Source organism: Sphingopyxis sp. 22461, assembly GCF_052044915.1.
Taxonomy (GTDB): domain Bacteria; phylum Pseudomonadota; class Alphaproteobacteria; order Sphingomonadales; family Sphingomonadaceae; genus Sphingopyxis.
Map to the genome: position 1 here is coordinate 25,352 of NZ_JBQENY010000018.1, position 20,604 is coordinate 45,955.

At 65.1% G+C, this 20,604-nt stretch carries 22 protein-coding genes; 14 read left to right on the forward strand and 8 right to left on the reverse strand.

Annotation, left to right across the window (positions count from 1 at the left end; genetic code table 11):
• The first annotated feature begins 45 nt into the window (after window positions 1-45).
• From ACTJI5_RS21900 to ACTJI5_RS21920, 5 genes are read left to right on the forward strand one after another with little or no spacing between them, the layout of a single operon-like run.
• Window positions 46-1,215, forward strand: a complete 1,170-nt coding sequence (locus ACTJI5_RS21900; protein ID WP_440861808.1) for an isovaleryl-CoA dehydrogenase — start codon at window positions 46-48, stop codon at window positions 1,213-1,215.
• Entirely contained in the window at window positions 1,212-1,559 is a 348-nt protein-coding gene (locus tag ACTJI5_RS21905; RefSeq protein WP_037515153.1) for a hypothetical protein, read from the forward strand. Before ACTJI5_RS21900 ends, ACTJI5_RS21905 begins: the two co-directional genes overlap by 4 nt.
• Window positions 1,556-1,981: a VOC family protein gene (locus ACTJI5_RS21910; RefSeq protein WP_440861809.1), complete on the forward strand. Its 426-nt coding sequence runs from the start codon at window positions 1,556-1,558 to the stop codon at window positions 1,979-1,981. Before ACTJI5_RS21905 ends, ACTJI5_RS21910 begins: the two co-directional genes overlap by 4 nt.
• On the forward strand, window positions 1,978-2,370 hold the full coding sequence (locus tag ACTJI5_RS21915) for a VOC family protein (protein WP_440861810.1): 393 nt from the start codon (window positions 1,978-1,980) through the stop codon (window positions 2,368-2,370). Before ACTJI5_RS21910 ends, ACTJI5_RS21915 begins: the two co-directional genes overlap by 4 nt.
• Window positions 2,367-2,654, forward strand: a complete 288-nt coding sequence (locus tag ACTJI5_RS21920; protein ID WP_440861811.1) for a hypothetical protein — start codon at window positions 2,367-2,369, stop codon at window positions 2,652-2,654. Before ACTJI5_RS21915 ends, ACTJI5_RS21920 begins: the two co-directional genes overlap by 4 nt.
• A 20-nt stretch (window positions 2,655-2,674) precedes the next feature.
• Here ACTJI5_RS21920 and ACTJI5_RS21925 read toward each other — a convergent pair whose 3' ends face one another.
• On the reverse strand, window positions 2,675-4,756 hold the full coding sequence (locus ACTJI5_RS21925) for a M13 family metallopeptidase (RefSeq protein ID WP_440861812.1): 2,082 nt from the start codon (window positions 4,754-4,756) through the stop codon (window positions 2,675-2,677).
• A 146-nt stretch (window positions 4,757-4,902) separates the two neighbouring features.
• On the opposite strand from ACTJI5_RS21925, the gene ACTJI5_RS21930 reads away from it, so the two are divergent.
• The 6 genes from ACTJI5_RS21930 to ACTJI5_RS21955 are packed head-to-tail and all read left to right on the forward strand — an operon-like array spanning window position 4,903 to window position 10,291.
• On the forward strand, window positions 4,903-6,501 hold the full coding sequence (locus ACTJI5_RS21930; RefSeq protein WP_440861813.1) for a carboxyl transferase domain-containing protein: 1,599 nt from the start codon (window positions 4,903-4,905) through the stop codon (window positions 6,499-6,501).
• Window positions 6,502-6,503: 2 nt separating this feature from the next.
• Window positions 6,504-6,848, forward strand: a complete 345-nt coding sequence (locus ACTJI5_RS21935; protein WP_440861814.1) for a DUF3088 domain-containing protein — start codon at window positions 6,504-6,506, stop codon at window positions 6,846-6,848.
• Window positions 6,845-7,150: a hypothetical protein gene (locus ACTJI5_RS21940; protein WP_440861815.1), complete on the forward strand. Its 306-nt coding sequence runs from the start codon at window positions 6,845-6,847 to the stop codon at window positions 7,148-7,150. The genes ACTJI5_RS21935 and ACTJI5_RS21940 overlap by 4 nt, the downstream gene beginning before the upstream one ends.
• The gene (locus ACTJI5_RS21945; protein WP_440861816.1) at window positions 7,147-8,988 is read left to right on the forward strand and encodes an acetyl/propionyl/methylcrotonyl-CoA carboxylase subunit alpha; all 1,842 of its coding nucleotides are present in this window, start codon (window positions 7,147-7,149) and stop codon (window positions 8,986-8,988) included. The genes ACTJI5_RS21940 and ACTJI5_RS21945 overlap by 4 nt, the downstream gene beginning before the upstream one ends.
• On the forward strand, window positions 8,988-9,440 hold the full coding sequence (locus ACTJI5_RS21950; protein WP_440861817.1) for a MaoC family dehydratase: 453 nt from the start codon (window positions 8,988-8,990) through the stop codon (window positions 9,438-9,440). The genes ACTJI5_RS21945 and ACTJI5_RS21950 overlap by 1 nt, the downstream gene beginning before the upstream one ends.
• Window positions 9,440-10,291, forward strand: a complete 852-nt coding sequence (locus tag ACTJI5_RS21955) for an HpcH/HpaI aldolase/citrate lyase family protein (RefSeq protein WP_440861818.1) — start codon at window positions 9,440-9,442, stop codon at window positions 10,289-10,291. Before ACTJI5_RS21950 ends, ACTJI5_RS21955 begins: the two co-directional genes overlap by 1 nt.
• Before the next feature lie 175 nt (window positions 10,292-10,466).
• Here ACTJI5_RS21955 and ACTJI5_RS21960 read toward each other — a convergent pair whose 3' ends face one another.
• The 5 genes from ACTJI5_RS21960 to hisI all read right to left on the reverse strand — a co-directional run bounded on the left by ACTJI5_RS21960 (window position 10,467) and on the right by hisI (window position 15,261).
• A complete protein-coding gene (locus tag ACTJI5_RS21960) occupies window positions 10,467-11,960 on the reverse strand; it encodes a phospholipase D-like domain-containing protein (RefSeq protein ID WP_440861819.1) in 1,494 nt (497 codons plus the stop codon).
• Window positions 11,961-12,005: 45 nt separating this feature from the next.
• Window positions 12,006-13,808: an acyl-CoA dehydrogenase C-terminal domain-containing protein gene (locus ACTJI5_RS21965; protein WP_440861820.1), complete on the reverse strand. Its 1,803-nt coding sequence runs from the start codon at window positions 13,806-13,808 to the stop codon at window positions 12,006-12,008.
• A 51-nt stretch (window positions 13,809-13,859) separates the two neighbouring features.
• The gene (locus ACTJI5_RS21970) at window positions 13,860-14,291 is read right to left on the reverse strand and encodes a MerR family transcriptional regulator (protein ID WP_037515136.1); all 432 of its coding nucleotides are present in this window, start codon (window positions 14,289-14,291) and stop codon (window positions 13,860-13,862) included.
• A gap of 66 nt (window positions 14,292-14,357) precedes the next feature.
• Complete coding sequence (locus ACTJI5_RS21975; protein ID WP_440861821.1) at window positions 14,358-14,894, reverse strand: hypothetical protein; 537 nt, start codon at window positions 14,892-14,894, stop codon at window positions 14,358-14,360.
• Entirely contained in the window at window positions 14,881-15,261 is a 381-nt protein-coding gene (hisI, locus tag ACTJI5_RS21980; RefSeq protein ID WP_440861822.1) for a phosphoribosyl-AMP cyclohydrolase, read from the reverse strand. The genes ACTJI5_RS21975 and hisI overlap by 14 nt, the downstream gene beginning before the upstream one ends.
• A 143-nt stretch (window positions 15,262-15,404) precedes the next feature.
• On the opposite strand from hisI, the gene purF reads away from it, so the two are divergent.
• The 3 genes from purF to ACTJI5_RS21995 are packed head-to-tail and all read left to right on the forward strand — an operon-like array spanning window position 15,405 to window position 18,048.
• Window positions 15,405-16,862 (forward strand): amidophosphoribosyltransferase, encoded by a 1,458-nt coding sequence (gene purF, locus ACTJI5_RS21985; protein WP_058538348.1) that lies wholly within the window; start codon window positions 15,405-15,407, stop codon window positions 16,860-16,862.
• A 4-nt stretch (window positions 16,863-16,866) separates the two neighbouring features.
• Entirely contained in the window at window positions 16,867-17,601 is a 735-nt protein-coding gene (locus ACTJI5_RS21990; protein WP_440861823.1) for an SDR family NAD(P)-dependent oxidoreductase, read from the forward strand.
• A 60-nt stretch (window positions 17,602-17,661) separates the two neighbouring features.
• Entirely contained in the window at window positions 17,662-18,048 is a 387-nt protein-coding gene (locus ACTJI5_RS21995) for a hypothetical protein (protein WP_440861824.1), read from the forward strand.
• An 80-nt stretch (window positions 18,049-18,128) separates the two neighbouring features.
• On the opposite strand, the gene ACTJI5_RS22000 is transcribed toward ACTJI5_RS21995, so the two are convergent.
• Window positions 18,129-19,298, reverse strand: coding sequence for a serine hydrolase domain-containing protein (locus ACTJI5_RS22000; RefSeq protein WP_440861825.1), 1,170 nt, complete (start codon window positions 19,296-19,298; stop codon window positions 18,129-18,131).
• A 20-nt stretch (window positions 19,299-19,318) separates the two neighbouring features.
• Window positions 19,319-20,599, reverse strand: a complete 1,281-nt coding sequence (locus ACTJI5_RS22005; protein ID WP_440861826.1) for a class I SAM-dependent methyltransferase — start codon at window positions 20,597-20,599, stop codon at window positions 19,319-19,321.
• Window positions 20,600-20,604 lie beyond the last annotated feature (5 nt).

The window sequence follows — 20,604 nt, forward strand, 5'->3', positions numbered from 1 at the left end:
TGCACACTCGCGCGCAGTCCTGCCCCCTCGATCGATAGGTAATCCATGCGCGCCACCCCCGATTTCGATTTCGCGCTCGGCGAAACCGCCGACATGATCCGCGACACCACCGCCCGTTTCGCCGACGAACAGATCGCGCCGCTCGCCGCCAAGGCCGATGCGGACGACTGGTTCCCGCGCGACGAATTGTGGACGCAGATGGGCGACCTCGGGCTGCACGGCATCACCGTCGAGGAAGAATTCGGCGGCCTCGGCCTCGGCTATCTCGAACATGTCATCGCGGTCGAGGAAGTCAGCCGCGCATCGGGCGCAATCGGTCTCTCCTACGGCGCGCATTCGAACCTCTGCGTCAACCAGATCCGCCGCTGGGGCAACGCCGAACAGAAGGCGAAATATCTCCCCAAGCTGATCAGCGGCGAGCATGTCGGCAGCCTGGCGATGTCCGAAGCCGGCGCGGGCAGCGATGTCGTGTCGATGAAGCTGAAGGCCGACCGCAAGGGCAGCGGATACGTCCTCAATGGCACCAAATTCTGGATCACCAATGCGACACACGCCGACACGCTCGTCGTCTATGCGAAGACGAGCCCCGAAGCCGGGTCGCGCGGGATCACGGCGTTCCTGATCGAGAAGGACATGCCGGGGTTCAGCATCGGACAGAAGATCGACAAGGTCGGCATGCGCGGCTCGCCAACCGCCGAGCTCGTCTTTACCGACTGCGAAGTATCCGAAGAACAGGTGATGGGCCCCGAAAATGGCGGCGTCGGCGTGCTGATGTCGGGGCTCGACTATGAACGCGTCGTGCTTGCGGGGCTCCAGCTCGGCATCATGCAGGCGTGCCTCGACACCGTCATCCCCTATGTCCGCGAGCGCAAGCAGTTCGGCAAGCCGATCGGGTCGTTCCAGCTGATGCAGGCGAAGGTCGCCGACATGTATGTCATGCTCCAGACAGCGCGTTCGTACGTCTATAATGTCGCGAAGGCGTGCGACGCGGGGCAGACGACGCGCTTCGACGCCGCGGGCTGCATCCTGCTCGCGAGCGAAAATGCCGTGAAGGTCGCAGGCGAAGCGATCCAGGCGCTGGGCGGCGCGGGCTATACCAAGGACTGGCCCGTCGAGCGCTATTGGCGCGACGCCAAGCTGCTCGACATCGGCGCGGGCACGAACGAGATCCGCCGCATGCTGATCGGCCGTGAACTGATCGGCGCCGGCGCGTGATCTGGCTGTGGCTGTCGGCCGCCTTCATGGTGACGACGGCCATTGTGCATGGCGCTTTGGGCGAACGGCGGTTGATTGGACCGCTGATGATGCTCGATCAAGGCATCATGGGCGTCGATCTCGCGCGCAGGGTGTTTCGCCTCGCGTGGCACGCGCTGTCGCTGCTAATGCTGGTGTCGGCCGCCTCGGTCGTCTGGCCGGGCACCCCGCGCGAGCTGATCCTGCTGATCGGCGCGGCGTGGACCGCGACCGGATTGTTCGACGCGATCTACACGCGCGGCCGCCATATCGGCTGGCCTATCCTCACCGCTTCGGGCGTTTTCGCGCTGCTGGGGGCGGCATGAGCGCGCGCGGGCTGGTCCATCATATCGACCTGACGGTCAGCGACCTTGCGCGTTCGCGCCCCTTCTACGAAGCCGTGCTCGGCTTTCTCGGCTACCGGCGCTCGGCCGATCACGACAATGGCAGCGACTGGGACCGCATTGGCGAGCCCTTCCACTCGATCGGCATATTGAAAGCGCGGGGCGACGGCGCCGAACGGACGCACAATCGATATTCGCCCGGCCTCCATCATCTGGCGTGGACCAGCGACAGCCGCGAGGATGTCGACCGGCTGCACACGCTGTTGCTGGAGATCGGCGCGACGATCCTCGACGCGCCCGCCGATTATCCGCGCTATGGCCCGACCTATTACGCGGTCTTCTTTGCCGATCCCGACGGGCTGAAGCTCGAATATGTCCACGGCGCGACGGCGAGCGGGCGATGAGCGGGTTTCGCGTCGCCGGTTTCGACCATATCGTGCTGTGCGTCCGCGACGTCGCGGCGACGCGCGCCTTCTATGAGCGCGTGCTCGGCATGACTGCACGCGAGGAACGGCCGGGCAAATATTCGCTGCAGTTCGGCGCGAACAAGATCAGCCTGCAGGATGCCGCGACCAGCCCGAGCATTGCGCGCGACACCGTGCCGGGCAGTGGCAATTTCTGCCTGCTCAGCGATACGCCGGTTGCCGAATGGCGCACGCATCTGGAGGCGCAGGGCGTCGCGATCATCGATGCGGGACTGCGCGACGGCGCGACGGGGACGATCGACTCGCTCTATTTCCATGACCCCGACGGCAATCTGGTCGAAGTCAGCAACCTTATCGAGCCGCGATGAGCGATACGTTGCTCACCGTCCTGCAATATTATGGCGCGGGCGCGGCGACGCTCGCCGCGCTGGTCGTGTCGCTCAACCTCGGGCGACGCTGGACCGGCTGGGCGTTCGTCGTCTTCGTGACGAGCAGCATCGCGCTGATCGCATGGGGGTTCCTGCAGCCCGACAGCGAAGGTATCGGGTGGCAGAATATGGCGCTGCTGATCATCAACGCGATCGGCGTCTATCGCTACCTTATCCTGAAGGAAAAGCCCGGCGCGCCGTCCGGTGAGGGCGAGGCGAAATGACGCCCCGCCCTGCCCGTTCATCAGCCCCAGACGCGCACGCGCTTGTCGGGCGCGAGGTACAGCTTGTCGGTCGGCTGGACGTTGAACGCCTTGTACCACGCGTCGAGGTTCCGGACCGTCAGCGCGCGGTACATGCCCGGCGCATGGCCGTCGGTCGCGACGCGCGCGCGCAGAGCCTCGGCGCGCATCTTGGTCGCCCACGTCTGCGCGAAGGCGATGAAGAAGCGCTGGTCGCCGGTGAAGCCGTCGATCACCGGCGCCTCCTTGCCGCCGAGCGAGGCGCGGTAAGCGTCGTACGACGCCTGCAGCCCCGCAACGTCGGCGATATTTTCGCCCAGCGTCAGCTTGCCGTTCACCGCGAGATCGGGGAACGGCTTGTAGGTGTCGAACTGCGCCGCGAGCGCGTCGCCCGCGGCGTTGAACTTCGCAAGGTCCGCCGGGGTCCACCAGTTGCGCAGCGCGCCGGTCGAATCGAACGCCGCGCCATTATTGTCGAAGCTGTGGCTGATCTCGTGGCCGATCACCGCGCCGATCGCGCCATAGTTGAACGCGGGGTCGGCCTTGGCGTTGAAGAAAGGCGGCTGGAGGATTGCGGCGGGGAAGTTCAGCGCGTTCTGGACCGGCAGGTTCACCGCGTTGACCGTCTGCGGGACCATCCACCACTCGCCCTTCTCCATCGGTTTGCCGATCTTCGCGAGCTGGTGCGCATATTCGGCCTGTTGCCCCGCAACCTCGTTCGCATAGGCATTGGCGCCGACGGTGTAGCTGCCGTAATCGCGCCAGCTGTCGGGGTAGCCGACGCCGACCGCGATCGTTTCGACCTTCTTGATCGCTTCCTTCTTCGTTTCGGGCGCCATCCAGTCGATCGTGTTCACGCGCGTCGCGAAGGCGGCCTTGATGTTCTTCACCATGTCGCCGACTTCAGCCTTGGCCGAGGCGGGGAAATATTTGTCGGCATAGGCTTTGCCGACCGCGTCGCCGAGATAGGTGTCGAGCGCATCGAGCGCGCGCTTGTCACGGCTGCGCTGCTGCGGCGTGCCCGCCATCGTCGTACCGTAGAATGTGAAGTGCGCGCTATCGATCGCGCTCGGCAGCACATCGGCGTGGCTGTTGATCTGGTGGAAGGAGAGCCAATCCTTCCACGCGTCGAGCGGTTCGGACGCGACGAGCGCCGACAGGCCGGTGATCGCGTTCGCGTGATAGGCGCCGAACTTCGCCGCGCCGTCGAGCTTGGCGGCGCCCATGAACGCCGGCCAGTCGATGCCGGGCGCCTTCTTGGCGAAATCGGCCTTTGCCCAGACGTCGGCCGACTTGGTGAAATCCTCGCTCTGTTCGCGCGTCGCGTGGGCCTTCGCGATCTTGACCTCGAGATCGTAGATGCGCTTCGCCTTCGCGGCGGCGTCGCTCTGGCCCGCGGCGGTCAGCAGCTTGGCGATATAGGCTTGGTACGCCGTGCGGATGCTCGCCATCTTCGGGTCGGCCGACAGATAATATTCGCGCTCGGGCATGCCGAGCCCGCCCTGCAGCAGATAGGGAATCACTTCGCCCGGGGTCGCGAGACCCTGCGTCACGAAGACGCCGAACAGATTCTCGGTGCCGAAATCGGTCGCGTTCAAGGGGTCGACGTCGGCGCGGAGCTGTTCGCCGAGGACCTTCGACAGCGCGGCCTTGTCGGTGATCGCGGCAAAACGCGCGAGGTCGGCGGCGACGGGCTTCATGCCTGCGGCGTCGATCGCCTTGGTGTCGGTGTAAGCCTTATAGAAAGCCGCGATGCGGCCCTCGTTGGTGTCAGCGGCGGCGTCGCTCTTGACGATCGCGTCGACGAGTTCGCGATTGCGCTTTTCGGTTTCGAGCTGCGCGACGTAAAAACCGCCGATCGACGAGCGGTCGGCGGGGATTTCGGTCGTCTTGTCCCAATTGCCGTTGGCGTAGGCGTAGAAGTCGTCGCCGGGCTTCGCGGCCGTGTCCATCGCGGCCTTGCTAATCCCGATTTCGGTGCCGACGGTGTAGGCGGCGGAGCTGTCCTTGCCGCTGCTACAGGCGACGGGTCCCGCAAGAACCGCGGCGGTGGACAGAAGAACGGCAAAGACAGCTTTTTTCATGGAAATGACCTTATTTTGTCACGGATAGGCAAGCGGCCGACGCGTGCGAAAAACTGGTTTCAAAGCCAACCATTTTCGGCCTGCTGCGCTTTTCAATCGACGAGCGACGGGTTAGTTCCGAACCGATTTCAGGGAGAGACTGTACAGTGAGCGCACCGGTTCTTGGCACCAGCATCAACGCGGACAGCGACGAATATCGCACCCGCAGCGCGCACAATCGCGCGCTGACCGACGCGCTGCGGACGGCGGTCGCCGAAGCCGCGCTCGGCGGCAATGAAAAGTCGCGTGAGCGCCACACGAGCCGCGGCAAGCTGCTGCCGCGCGAGCGCGTCGAGCGGCTGCTCGACCCGGGCGCGCCCTTCCTCGAAATCGGCCAGCTCGCCGCGAACGACCTCTACCATGGCGAGGTGCCGGGTGCGGGCCTCATCTGCGGGATCGGGCGCGTGTCGGGACGCCAGTGCATGATCGTGTGCAACGACGCGACGGTGAAGGGCGGCACCTATTACCCAATGACGGTCAAGAAGCACCTCCGCGCGCAGGAGATTGCCGAGGCGAACCGCCTGCCATGCATCTACCTCGTCGACAGCGGCGGCGCGAACCTGCCGCATCAGGATCAGGTATTTCCCGACCGCGACCATTTCGGGCGCATCTTCTTCAATCAGGCGAATATGTCGGCGATGCGCATCCCGCAGATCGCGTGCGTGATGGGAAGCTGCACCGCCGGCGGCGCCTATGTGCCCGCGATGTCGGACGAGACCGTGATCGTGCGGGGTCAGGGCACGATCTTCCTCGCCGGCCCGCCGCTGGTGAAGGCCGCGACGGGCGAAGAAATCAGCGCCGAGGACCTCGGCGGCGGCGACCTGCACGCCAAGAAGTCGGGCGTTGTCGATCATCTGGCCGAGAATGACGAGCATGCGCTGACGATCGTGCGCGACATCGTCAGCCATCTGGGTGCGGACAAGGGGTTCGAGGTTCCGATGAAGGCCCCGCGCCCGCCCAAATATGACGGCGAAGAGCTTTACGGCGTCGTCCCCGATGATGTCCGCGCGCCCTACGACGTCCACGAAGTCATCGCGCGGATCGTCGACGGCAGCGAGTTTCACGAGTTCAAGGCGAATTACGGCAGCACGCTCGTTTGCGGCTTCGCGCACATCTGGGGCATTCCGGTCGCGATCCTCGCGAACAATGGCGTGCTGTTCAGCGAGAGCGCGGTGAAGGGTGCGCATTTCATCGAACTGGCGCAGCAGCGGCGCATTCCCCTGCTCTTCCTCCAGAATATCTCGGGCTTCATGGTCGGCGGCAAATATGAGGCCGAGGGTATCGCGAAGCATGGCGCGAAGCTGGTGACCGCGGTCGCGACGGCCACGGTGCCGAAGATCACCGTGCTGATCGGCGGCAGCTTCGGCGCGGGCAATTACGGCATGTGCGGGCGTGCCTATAGCCCGCGTTTCCTGTTCAGCTGGCCCAACAGCCGGATCAGCGTGATGGGCGGCGAGCAGGCGGCGAGCGTGCTCGCGACCGTCCACCGCGACGCCGACAAATGGACCCCCGAGGAGGCCGAGGCCTTCAAGGCGCCGATCCGCCAGAAATATGAGGACGAGGGCAATCCCTATCACGCAACCGCGCGCCTCTGGGACGACGGCATCATCGACCCCGCCCAGACGCGCGACGTGCTCGGGCTCGCCTTCGCGGCGACGCTGAACGCCCCGGTCGAGGACCGCGGCTTCGGCGTGTTCCGGATGTGATGATGCGCGACCGTCTTTATCTTCTCGATCCGCTGTTCGAAGACCCCGCATTGCCCGGGCGGAATTTCTATTGCCGGGATTGCATCACGGTCGACGGATTGCTCGCGAGCTTTCCCGAGCAGGCGGCGGCGCTTGAGGTGATCCGCATCGGCTTTCCGCGCCCGCGCAATGCGGTCATCGCCGCGATCGGCGCGGCGAACCAGAATCTGCCGGTGCTGGTGCTCGCCGACGATGCGCCGGGTGAGCTCGCCGACGGCGAGCATCAAGGCACGCGCTTTGTGGGCGACTTCAAACGGCTGCTGCACGCGCTGCACGTCCGCCACGGGTTTCCGGAGGCGCATCCATGATCGCGCGGCGCTGGCATGGGATCGTCCCCAAGGACAAGGCCGAAGCCTATTTCAGGCTGATGCTCGACGTCGCCATTCCCGATTACCGGTCGGTCGCGGGTAATCGCGGCGCCTGGTGCTTCCGGCGCGCCGAGGGTGATGTCGTCCATTTCGAGATGCTGACCTTCTGGGACAATCTCGAAGTGATCGAGGGCTTTGCCGGCACGCCGGTCGATGCCGCCAAATATTATGATTTCGACGATGACTTCCTGATCGAAAAGGAAGCGCATGTCCTGCATTTCGAAGTGAACGGAACCCTATGATCCAGTCCCTGCTTATCGCCAATCGCGGCGAAATCGCCTGTCGCATCATCCGCACCGCGCGCGAGATGGGCATTCGCACCGTGGCGGTCTATTCGGACGCCGATGCCAGGGCGCTGCATGTGCGCGAGGCCGACGAGGCGGTGCATATCGGGCCGTCAGCGGCACGTGAGAGCTATCTGATCGGCGAGAAGATCATCGCCGCAGCCAAGGCGACGGGCGCCGAGGCGATCCATCCCGGCTACGGCTTCCTGTCGGAAAATGCCGAGTTCGCGCAGGCGGTGGCCGATGCCGGGCTGGTGTGGGTCGGGCCGAAGCCTTCGTCGATCACCGCGATGGGTCTGAAGGACGCCGCGAAGAAGCTGATGGCCGATGCCGGCGTGCCGGTGACGCCGGGCTATATGGGTGAGAATCAGGACCCCGCCTTCCTCGCCGAACAAGCGGCCGAGATCGGCTATCCGGTGCTGATCAAGGCGGTCGCGGGCGGCGGCGGCAAGGGGATGCGCAAGGTCGATGCTGCTGCCGATTTCCTCGACGCGCTCGCTTCGTGCCAGCGCGAGGCCGCGGCATCGTTCGGCAACGATCATGTGCTGATCGAGAAATATATCCTGACCCCGCGCCATATCGAGGTGCAGGTGTTCGGCGACACGCACGGAAATGTCGTCCACCTGTTCGAGCGCGACTGCTCGCTGCAGCGCCGCCACCAGAAGGTGATCGAGGAAGCCCCCGCCCCCGGCATGGACGAGGCGACGCGCGCCGACCTGTGCGCCGCAGCGGTGCGCGCCGCGAAGGCGGTCGACTACGTCGGCGCCGGCACGATCGAGTTCATCGCCGACGCGTCGGAAGGTCTGCGCGCCGACCGCATCTGGTTCATGGAAATGAACACGCGGCTGCAGGTCGAGCATCCCGTCACCGAGGAAATCACCGGCGTCGACCTCGTCGAATGGCAGCTGCGCGTCGCTAGCGGAGAGCCGATCCCGCTCGCGCAGGACGAGCTTGCGATCAACGGCTGGGCGATGGAGGCGCGGCTCTATGCCGAGGATCCGGCGAAGGGCTTCCTCCCGAGCATCGGCACGCTCGAACTCTTCCAGCTCCCCGAGCATATCGGCCGTGTCGATACCGGCGTTTATGAAGGCGCCGAAGTGTCGCCCTTCTACGACCCGATGATCGCGAAGGTCATCGCCTGGGGCGAGGACCGCGAGGAAGCGCGCGAATTGCTGTCGGAGATGCTGGAGGACAGCGCGATCTGGCCGGTGAAGACCAATTCGGCGTTCCTGATCAACGCGCTCGATCATCCCGATTTCGTCGCGGGCACCGTCGATACCGGGCTGATCGGCCGCGACGGCGACGCGATGACCGAAGAGCCGGTGCCGACCACGCAGGCGCTGACCAACGCCGCGATGGCGATGGTGCCGCGCTCGCTGCAATCGGGTTTCCGTCTCAACGCCCCCGATGTGCGCTCGGCGCCCTTCCTGCTCGACGGCAAGCGCGTCGAGGTCGAGCTTCATGGCCCCGGCGCCGAGGAGCCCTCTCCAGCGATGCTCGTTGCCGAGGGTGGTTCGGTCTGGCAGTTGACGCCGTGGCGTGCCGAAGGCGGCGCTGGCGGCGCGGCGGGCGACGGCGCAATCCTGTCGCCGATGCCCGGCAAGGTCATTGCGGTCGAGGTCGCCGCGGGCGACAAGGTGACCAAAGGGCAAAAGCTGCTGACGCTTGAGGCGATGAAGATGGAGCACAGCCTGACCGCGCCGTTCGACGGCGTCGTGGCCGAACTCAACGCGACCGCCGGCGCGCAGGTTCAGGTCGAGGCCTTGCTCGTGCGGATCGAAAAGGAAGACGCATAATGGCAGGCAAATATTTCGACGAATGGCAGATCGGCGAGACGCTGACCCACGACATTCGCCGCACGGTGACCGAGACCGACAATCTGCTGTTCACCGTGATGACACACAATCCGCAGCCGCTGCACCTCGATATCGAGGCCGCAAAGGCGTCGGAATTCGGGCAGATTCTCGTCAACGGCACCTTCACCTTCAGCCTGATGGTCGGGCTGTCGGTCGGCGACACGACGCTCGGCACGCTCGTCGCGAACCTCGGCTATGACAAGCTGGTTATGCCGAAGCCGGTGTTCATCGGCGACACGCTGCGCGCCGAGAGCGAAATCATCGGCCTCAAGGAATCGAAATCGCGGCCCAATGCAGGGATCGTGACCTTCCTCCACCGCGCGATCAACCAGCGCGATGAACTTGTCTGCCAGTGCGAGCGTTCTGCCCTTGTCCAGCGGAAGGCCAGCTAATGCGACTTCGTTCCCTGCTCTTCGTTCCCGGTGACCGCCCCGAGCGTTTCGCCAAGGCCGCGGCATCGGGCGCCGATGCGATCATCCTCGACCTTGAGGATTCGGTGTCGCTCGCGAACAAGGACGCGGCGCGTCACGCGATCGCCGACTATCTGACGGGAACGCGCGAAGTCGTGACGCTGGTGCGCGTCAACCCGCTCGACGGCCATCAGACCGCCGCCGACGTTGCCGCGATCCTTGCCGCCGGACCCGACGCGATCATGCTGCCCAAGGCCGAAGGCGCGCCGAGCATCGCGCAGCTCGACACGATCCTCCGCAGCGAAGCCGCGCGCGATGCGTCGCTGCCGCCGATCCTGCCGATCGCCACCGAAACCCCCGCGGCGATCTTCACGCTCGGCAGCTATCGCGAGGCGAAGGATCGCCTGCTCGGGCTGACGTGGGGCGCCGAGGATCTGCCCGCCGCGATCGGCGCGACGACGAGCCGCGAGGCCGATGGGAGCTATACCTCGCCCTATGAGGTGGCGCGCGCGCTGACGCTGTTCGCGGCGCATGCAGCGGGCGCCGCGGCGATCGACACGGTGTTCCCGGCGATCAAGGACGAAGCCGGACTTGCGGCCTATGCCGCCCGCGCACGACGCGACGGCTTCACCGGGATGATGGCAATCCATCCGTCGCAGGTCGAGGCGATCAACGCCGCCTTCACCCCGTCGGCGGATGAAACCGCACGCGCGCAGGCGATCGTCGACGCCTTCGCCGCCAATCCCGGGGTCGGCGTGTTGCAGGTCGACGGCAAGATGGTCGACGCGCCGCACCTCAAGCAGGCGAAGCACATCCTTTCGCTGGCGGATTGAATTTCCCTCCCCCTCGATGGGGGAGGCAGCGAGCCCCGGACTTGATCCGGGGCGCAGCGGTGGGGGTGCAGTTGCGGCTCGGAATGATGGTCGTAACGCGCCATCACCCTCATCCAACTTCGCCTAACCGCTTCGCGATAAGGCTGCGTATCCTTCTCCCATCAAGGGAGAAGGTTTAACTCTTGCGCCCGAAGGGCCGGTGGCGCTTCATCCAGTTGCGGCCGCGGTGCCAGCTTTTCCTGAGGCCGCGTTCGGTCAGGCTTTCGAACATCGCGTCGGGGCTGGTCGGGTCGAGGACCTCATTCTCGGCAATGAATTCGTCGAACGGCCCCGGGGGCACGAGATCGAGCAGTTCGAGCGAACGCCCCTTGCCGCGCAGCGCCTCGATCGTGTCGATCAGCGACCCGGTGCGCTTGAACGTCGCCGCGACATCTTCTTCCCCCACGTCGAGATGTTCGGCGATCAGCGACGAGCGCAAGCGCGCGATCGCGGGTTCGACGCCTTCGTTCGCGGGCAGCGCGGCGTCGATCGTCACATCGCATTCGCTGTCGAGCCCCATCGATCGGTTGTTCATATTCGCCGACCCCACGCGCAGGAAACGGTCGTCGACCACCGCGGTCTTCGCGTGGACATAGATCGGCTCGCCGCGGCTGGTGCGCGGATAATAGACCTTCAGCCGATCGCCATGCTTCGCCTTCGCAATCTCGCGCACCAGTTGCACGCGCGCGGCGTCCATCGCCATCTGTTCGAGCCAGCCGTCGGCGGTCTTTGGCATCACCATCACGAATTCGGGCGGATCATCCTCGTTCAGCCGCGCTGCGATGGCGGCGGCGATCTTGCCGCAGGTGAAATATTGATTTTCGAAATAGATGAAGCGGTCGGCTGCGGCGATCATGTCGAGATAGAGTTGCTCGATCTCGCGGATTTCCTCGCTATCCTCATATTCGGCACGCGTGCGCGAGATCGCGACGTCGATGCCTTCGAAATCGGGTTCGAGGTCGTCGGGCCAATTCTCGCCCTTGCCCTTCAGATCGCGCAGCGGCTTTTTCGTTGCGCGCTGCCAGCGCTCGTTGCCAAGGTCGGCGAGCGCATTGCCGACCGGCCCCGCGAGGATCATCGTCAAATCATGCCAGGGCATATAGGCTTTGCCGTCGGGCGCGGTGCGGTGCGCGTCGCCATCCTTGTGATCGCGCGTGTCCCAGCGGCGCGCGCCGACGTCGATCCCGCCGCAGACCGCGAGATGATCGTCGAACACCGCGACCTTCTGGTGATGGCTGCACCCGACCGGATGCGCGCTGTCGAGGCGAAAGCTGATCGCGCGCGTCAGTTTCCAGCGTGCGATCATCGACAGGATGCGCGGCATCGCAAATTGCTTCAGCCCGCCGAAATTCCAGCGCAAAATATCGATGTCGCGTTCGGGCTTTTCCTTGGCGAGCCGCAGCAGATAATCGCCGAGCGGCTCACCCTTGCCCGTCTTGTCGGGCTTCAATGCGATCCGCGGGTCGAAGTCCCAGCCGATCAGCAGGATGCGCTCCTTCGCCTCGGCCATCAGCCCTTCGAGGAGCGCATAATAGTCGGCGGCGTCGACGATCATCCGCGCCTTTTCGGCGCGTTCGATGCGCCAGCAATTGCGGCCTTCGACGACTATTGGTGATAGCTCGGTCCCCATCGCCGCCACCACGCATGATGGCGGCGATGGTTGCAAGGGCTAAAGTCAGGCTGCGACGAACTGCTCGGGCGCCAGCGCCATCATCGCGTCGCTGCCCGCCTCGATCTTGCGGCGGAGCGATCCGGCGTCGGGCAGGAAACGCTCGGCAAAATAGCGCGCTGTGACCAGCTTGGCTTCGAGGAACGGCTTGTTGCCGCGGCCTTCGGCGAGCGCCTTCTGCGCTGCCTCAGCCATCATCAGCCACATCGAGCCGAGCGCGACGATCCCTAGGATGTGCATATAGTGATGCGCACCGGCGCCGACATTGTTCGGGTTCGCCATGCCATTCTGCATGAACCACATCGTCGCGGCCTTGAGCTCGCCGTTGGCTTTTTCGAGACGGCCCGCGAAGTCGGCGAGCGCTTCGTCACCCTTGGCACGCGCGCATTCCTCGTCGACGATCGCGAAAAAGGCCTGGATCGCACGGCCGCCATTCTGCGCGAGTTTGCGGCCGACAAGATCCATCGCCTGCACCCCGTTCGCGCCTTCGTAGATCATCGTGATGCGCGCATCGCGGACATACTGGCTCATGCCCTGCTCTTCGATGTAGCCGTGGCCGCCGAAGACCTGCTGCGCGTTGGTCGCGACTTCATAGCCCTTGTCGGTGCCAAAGCCCTTGATCACCGGCGTCAGCAGGCTGACGAGGTCGTCGGCGCGCTGGCGTTCTTCCTCGCTCTCGGCGACATGCGCGAGGTCGACCTGCAGCGCACCCCAGGTGCAGAGCGCGCGCAGCCCCTCGACCGTCGCCTTGCCGTCCATCAGCATGCGGCGCACGTCGGGGTGGACGAACAAAGGATCGGCCTTTTCCTGCGGATCCTTGGGCCCGGTGAGCGCGCGGCCCTGACGGCGGTCCTGCGCGTACTGGACGGCGTTCTGGTAGGCGACGTCGGCCTGGCCGAGCCCCTGAATACCGACGCCGAGGCGCGCGGCGTTCATCATCACGAACATCGCGGCGAGGCCCTTATTCTCCTCGCCGACCATCCAGCCCTTCGCGCCGTCATAATTCATCACGCAGGTCGAGTTGGCGTGGATGCCCATCTTGTGCTCGATTGACCCGCACGACAGCGTGTTGCGCTCGCCGAGCGAACCGTCTTCGTTGACGATGAACTTCGGCACGATGAACAGCGAGATACCCTTGACGCTGTCGGGCGCGTCGGGGGTCTTTGCCAGCACGAGGTGGATGATATTGTCGGTGAGGTCATGCTCGCCCGACGAGATGAAGATTTTCGTGCCCGTGACAGCATAGCTCCCGTCGCCGTTCGGCACCGCGCGGGTGCGAATGAGGCCAAGGTCGGTGCCGCAGTGCGGTTCGGTCAGGTTCATCGTCCCGCCCCATTCGCCCGCGATCATCCGGGGGACATAGGTCGCCTTCTGCTCGTCCGAGCCCTTGACGAGGATCGCCGCGGTCGCGCCCTGCGTCAGCCCCGGATACATGGCGAACGCCTGATTGGCGGCGTTGCGATATTCCTCGACCGGAAAGCCGATGACGTGCGGCAGCCCCTGTCCACCGAACTCCTCGGGCGCGGTCAGCAGGCCCCAACCGGCTTCGCTATAGGCCTTATAGGCTTCCTTGAAGCCCTTCGGCGTCGTCACCGAGCCGTCGTCGTGGCGCGTGCAGCCTTCGAGGTCGCCCGACTGGTTGATCGGAAACAGCACTTCCTCGCAGAACTTGCCCGCCTCGGTCAGCACCGCCTCGACCATGTCCGGGGTTGCGTTCGCGAAACCGGGCAGGTTCGAATAGCGCTCGATCCCGAGCACGTCGTTGAGGAGGAACAGCGTGTCTTGCACGGGTGCGCGATAGACGGGCATGGGAAATCCTTCTGAAAAGCAGGTTAGCAGTGAACTTGCCTGGGGAGAGGCTCAGTCGACCTTTTGGCCGGCGTCGACTTTTTTCACCGTATCGATGAAGCGTGACAGCTCATCTACAGCGCTGTCAATATCGTCGCGCTGACGTTGCAGCAGGCCGATGCGCTGCTCGCATTTCTCGATCGTCACCTGACGCTGCAGCTTGCGGCCATCACCGACGTCGTAGAGGTCGATCATCTCGCGAATGTCGGCAAGGCTGAAACCCGTGCGCTTGGCGCGCAGGATCCACGCCAGCCGCGCGCGGTCGCGTTTCGAATAGATGCGCGACAATCCCTTGCGCGACGGGCTGATCAACCCTTCGTCCTCATAGAAACGCAGCGCGCGGGCGGTGACCCCGAACTCGGTCGACAAGTCGGTGATGCTGAATTGTTCGCGCCCGAGATGGTCGGGCGTATCGATATGGGCGTGGCCATATTGCTCGGTCATGCCGGTGAAACTAGTTTCCGTTGACGTGAACGTCAAGCCCGGCAGAACGGGTCAATTCGGGGCAGGTCAGCCCTCGCAAGGACGCTGCATATTGCCGTCTCGATCGGTAATCCGCAAGTCCCCCGCGTCGCTTGCCGACCAGCTAGCGCGCGGCAGGCGGAGCCCCGCGAGCGAGGCGCGGCCGGGGCACAGGCTGCGGCATTGCGGCGGCTGCTTTCCGGGCAAGCGGAGCTCATCCTCTTCCTCATGCACAAAGGCTTCGCAGCCATCGATCCCGGCGAAGCGCATCCGCCAGCCGCGACCCTCGCGAACCATCGTTCCGCTGGCGGCGCACGAGAGGCCGGGGCCGAAGGCGGCGGTGACGGCGAAGCGCCATTTTCCGGCGCCATCGGGAACGACGCACATCGCATCGCGGCCGAGATCGTGCGCGCGCTCGAACACGCCGACCGGCGTGACGGCTTCGGGGTGGACGACGCCGCGCTCGCGGGCGGTCACTTCGAGCGGGTTGCCGGTGTCGATCCCCTTCGTGCGTTCGTCGGGCGCGGGCCGCCCGCATGCCGCGAGCAGCAGAACCGCAAGCGCGGCGACATCAGCCCTGCGCATCGTCCGCCAGGAAGGTCAGACCGCCATCGGCCTCGACACGGCGATAAAAGCAGGAGCGGCGTCCCGTGTGGCAGGCGGGGCCCGCAGGCTTCACGCGGAGCAGCAACGCGTCCTGGTCGCAATCGACCCGCATCTCCACGACCGTCAGGCCGTTGCCCGAGGTCTCGCCCTTGCGCCACAACGCAGCCCGCGACCGCGACCAGAAATGCGCCTGCCCCGTCGCGCGAGTCTGCTCGATCGCCTCGGCGTTCATATGCGCGACCATCAGCAATATATGGCTGTCGGCGTCGACGACGATCGCCGTCACCAGTCCAGCGGCGTCGAAACGCGGAAGAAATCGGTCGGTCGTGTCGCGCTGATCATCCATAAACCGCGCTTTAGAGCAGGATAGGAGCCGCTGTCACCCCGTCCGTCGCGGCGCATATGACAAATCCGTGATTAGGGGGGCGACATTTGCGATTGCCGTCCCTATATGCGCCGCAGTCACTGCCCCCCTGCCCCTGGAATGACATGCTGACGACCCATCCTTTCGACGACGACAAGCTCCGCGAGGAGTGCGGCGTATTTGGTATTCATGGCGCCGATAGCGCCGCCGCGGTAGTCGCGCTGGGGCTTCACGCCCTGCAGCACCGTGGACAGGAAGCCGCGGGCATCACTGCCTTCGACGGCAAGGAGTTCCACACCCACCGCGCGATGGGCCATGTCGCGGGCAATTTCGACCGCGACGACATCATGCGCCAGCTGCAAGGCGGATCGGCGGTTGGCCACGTCCGTTACTCGACGACGGGCGAGACCGCGCTGCGCAACGTCCAGCCGCTGTTCGCCGACCTGTCGACCGGCGGATTCGCGGTCGCGCATAATGGCAATATTTCCAACGCGGCGGCGCTCAAGAAGGTGCTCGTCCGCCGCGGCTCGATCTTCCAGTCGACCAGCGATACCGAGGTGATCATCCACCTCGTCGCAACATCGGCCTATCGTTCGCTGCTCGACCGCTTCATCGACGCGCTGAAGCAGGTCGAGGGCGCCTATTCGCTGATCTGCCTGACCGCCGAGGGCATGATCGGCTGCCGCGATCCGCTCGGCATCCGCCCGCTCGTGATCGGCAAGCTCGGCGACGCGCATATCCTTGCGTCCGAAACCGTCGCGCTCGACGTCGTCGGCGCCGAATTCGTGCGCTCGGTCGAACCGGGCGAGCTCGTCATCATCCGCGATGGCCAGCTCACCTCGCACCGCCCCTTCGCCGACCATGCGGCGCGGCCGTGCATCTTCGAATATGTCTATTTCTCGCGCCCCGATTCGATCGTCGACGGGACGAGCGTCTATTCGGTGCGCAAGGCGATCGGCGCCGAACTCGCGCGCGAAAATCCGGTCGACGCCGACCTCGTCATCCCCGTCCCCGATTCGGGCACGCCCGCGGCGATCGGCTATGCGCAGGAATCGGGCATTCCGTTCGAACTCGGCATCATCCGCTCGCACTATGTCGGGCGCACCTTCATCCAGCCGGGCGACAAGGTCCGCCACCTCGGCGTGAAACTGAAGCACAACGCCAACCGCGCGCTGATCGCGGGCAAACGCATCGTGCTGATCGACGATTCGATCGTGCGCGGCACGACCAGCCTCAAGATCGTGCAGATGATGCGCGATGCCGGCGCGACCGAGGTGCATATGCGCATCGCGAGCCCGCCGACGCAGCACAGCTGCTTCTATGGCGTCGACACGCCCGAACGCGCCAAATTGCTCGCGGCGCAGATGAGCGTCGGCCAGATGGCGAATTTCATCAACGCCGACAGCCTGTCGTTCATCTCGATCGACGGCCTGTATCGCGCACTCGGCGAAGCGAAGCGCAGCGACGACGCCCCGAAATATTGCGACGCCTGCTTTACCGGCGACTATCCGACCACGCTGACCGATTTCGACGAGCATGGGCTGGAAGATCAATTTTCGCTGCTTGCCGAACGGGTTGTCTGACAGAATGAATACGACGCCTAAAGAACTGGCGGGCCAGGTTGCGCTCGTCACCGGGGCAAGCCGCGGCATCGGCGAAGCGATCGCCGAATCGCTCGCGGCGCGCGGCGCGCATGTCGTGATCACCGCGCGTACCGCGGGCGGGCTCGAGGAACTCGAAGACCGCATCCACGAAGCCGGCGGCAGCGCGACGATCGCCCCGCTCGACCTGACCGATGGCGACAGCATCGCCCGCCTTGCAAGTGCGATCGCCGAACGCTGGCAGCAGCTTGACATGCTCGTGCTCAACGCCGCGATGCTCGGCACGCTGACCCCGGTTGCCGCGATCGACGGCAAGGAATTCAACAAGCTGCTGACGCTGAACCTGATCGCGCAGCAGGCGCTGATCGCCAATTTCGACCCGCTGCTGCGCCGCGCGGCAAACGGCCGACTGGTCGCACTGTCGAGCAGCGTCGCGCGCGAGCCGCGCGCCTATTGGGGCGCCTATGCCGCGTCGAAGGCGGCGTTCGAAACGCTGGTCACCAGCTATGGCGCCGAAATGCGCAATATCTCGACCGTACGCACCGCGATCCTCGATCCCGGCGGCACGCGAACGCAGATGCGCGCGCGCGCCTATCCGGGCGAAGACCCGCAGAGCATCAAGGACCCCGCCGCGGTCGGCGAATTTGTCGCCAATCTGATGGTCGAAGGGTTCGACAGCACCGCCTTCCACGCGCTGCCCAAGGTCATGGAAAAAGCTTAACGCCATCTTCGTTTTCCTGCGCTAAGACGCTCGCATAAGAGGGTTTGCAAGGGCGCGGGAATGACCAAGGATATTTTGCGAACGGCAATTGCCGCCGTCATCGGCATCGCCGTCGCGTTCGGGCTGATCTGGCTCGCCCAACATGCCGGCAGCGAAATTTCGCCTGACGTCTATGATCCGAACAGCGGCGAAGTCCTGATCCCGATCGGATCGACGATCGCGCTGATCGTCGGCTGGTTCGTCGGCACCTTTGGCGGCAGCTGGTTCGCGATGCGGATTTCGGCGGGCACCGGCGCGGGCTGGATCGTCGCCGGCGCGGTGATCGGCGCGGCGCTTTACCGCGCCGTGACGCTCGCCGACGCATGGTGGATCATGGCGCTGGGCGTCGCCGTCCCGCTCGTCGCGGTGTGGTTGGCCCAGCGCGCGGCGAGTATCGTCACCGAATAGCTCGTCGCCCCCGCGAAGGCGGGGGCCGCTGGCAGCCTTGCGCTACTCCGACAGCGGCCCCCGCCTTCGCGGGGGCGACGTTATTTGGCTTCCTTATCCACCGCCGCCTGCACACTCTTATAGAACGCCTCGCGCGCCGCGCCGACGCCCTCGGGATCGGTCGCGGTCGGCCAGTTGCCGTTCGACGCGATCACCAGTTTGCGCTTGGGATCGATGAAGATGCCCTGGCCGAAGATGCCCTGCGCGGCGAAGCTGCCGTCGTCGTTGGTCCACCACTGATAGCCATAGCCGCGGCCCGGCAGGTCGATGCCCGCCTGCTTCGTCGTCGCCGCGGGGAGCCAGTCGTCGGGAAGCACCTTCTTGCCGCCCGCAACCCCGCCGTTCAGGATGAACTGGCCAAAACGCGCATAATCCTTGAGGCTCGCCGACATGCAGCAACCGCTGATCTCGTGCCCCGTCGCGCCGAGCATCCACACTGCGTCCTGCTCCATGCCGAACGGTTTCCACACCTTTTCGGACAGATAGGCCGACAGCGTCTTGCCCGTCGCGCTTGAGACGAGCACGCCGATCAAATTGGTTTCGCCGGTCTTGTACACCCACTTCGATCCCGCAGGCGCTTCGCGCGGCAAGGTCTTCATATAGCTGACCGTTATGTCCTCGCCGGCAACGGGCTTCTGCATATTGAACAAGGCGACGTCGGACTTGGGATCGGTATAATCCTCGTTCCATTTGACGCCCGAAGTCATAGTCAGCAGCTGCTTCACCGAGACATCGTCATAGGCCGAACCCTTGAGGCCCGGAATATAGACGGTGACCTTGTCGTCGAGGCTCTTGATATAGCCGTCCTTCACCGCCGCGCCGACGAGCGTCGAGGTGAAGCTCTTGGCGACCGAGAAACTCGTCCAGCGGCCCGCGGCGCCATAGCCGAGCGCATATTTTTCGAGCCGAATCTTGCCGTCCTGAACGATGACCAGCCCGGCATTGCGCTGCTTCGCCATATGGGCATCGATATCGCCGAGGTCGATCGGCTTGCCCTGCGGCAGCGGATAGACGGGCCCGCCCGCCTTCACTGTGTTGACGACAACCTTGGGGACCGTCTCCATCGTACGGAAGGCGGCGTCGCGTTGATCCTGGGTCCAGAACAGCACATTCAGATCCTTTGGCAGTTTATCGGTGGTCTCGGTCGGTGCGGGCGCGCTGCACCCCGCCGCCGCGGTGCACAGCAGCACCGCCGCCAAAAATCTTCGCATGTACGTCTCTCCCCCTGTTTTCAGGCTGTCTTTTCGAGCGTGACTTGCGCGACGTCGATGCCGCCGCCACGAAAGCCCCCCTCGCAATATTGCAGATAATAGCGCCAGAGCCGGACGAAGCGCGGGTCGAACCCCGACGGAAGCTGGTCCGCAGCAACCGCCGCATCGAAGCGCTCGCGCCATTGGCGCAGCGTCTCGGCATAATCGCCGCCGAAGCGGTGCACGTCGCGCCACGCGAGGCCGCGCGCCTCGGCAAGCGCGCGAAAGCGGCTTTCCGAAATCAGGCAGCCGCCCGGAAAGATATAGGCCTGGATGAAATCGCTGCTCGCGGCATAGCGCTCGAACAGCGCGTCGCTGATCAATATATATTGGATCGCCGCCTTGCCGCCCGGGCGCAGCAGCCGCGCGATCGCGTCGAGATAGGCGGGCCAATAGGCTTCACCCACCGCCTCGACCATCTCGACGCTGGCGATCGCGTCGTAAGGCCCCTGCGCGTCACGATAGTCACAGATTTCGATGCGCGAGCGATCCGACAGATCGACCGCCGCGAGCCGCGCGTCGGCGATTTCGGCCTGCGCGGGCGACAAGGTGATACCGGTGTAGAGCACGTCGTGGCGTTCGACCGCGCGCTCGGCGAGCGCCCCCCAGCCGCAGCCGATCTCAAGCAGCCGGCTTCCCGACCGGAGATCGAGCCGGTCGAGGATCGCGTCGACTTTTGCCGCCTGCGCCTCCTCGAGCGACTGGCCGGGATCGGTGAACAGCGCGCTCGAATAATTCATGCTCGGATCGAGCCACAAGCGATAGAAATCATTGCCTAAATCATAATGGGCATGGATATTCCGCTTCGCGCCGCGCCGATCGTTGCGATGGAGCGCGTGGATCGCCCTATTAAGCCATCGCCATGGCCCGCGCGCGCGCGCGACATTGCCCAGCGCTTCTCCGTTGCGCATAAACAGGTCGAACAAAGGCACCGGATCGGGCGACGACCATTCGCCGGCGTCCCACGCGCGATACCAGCCCACCGAGCCCGAAAGCGCCAGTCGTGCGAGCGAGGCCCAGCTGTGGAGATGAACGACCGCGACCGGCCCTTTGCCGCGCCCACCGAGCAGGCGCACGCTGCCGTCGGGCAGATGGCTCTCAATCGTCCCCTGCGCGAGGCCGGCGTCGATCCGGTCGAGCATGCGGTGAAAGAGACTCGCCGGCGCCAGCGCGATCAGCCGCGCCATGCCGCCGCCCGAGCGATAGGCACGGTCGGCGCGAAGCAGTTCCTTACCGCGGCGCGGGCTGACATGCGTGTTCATTGTCA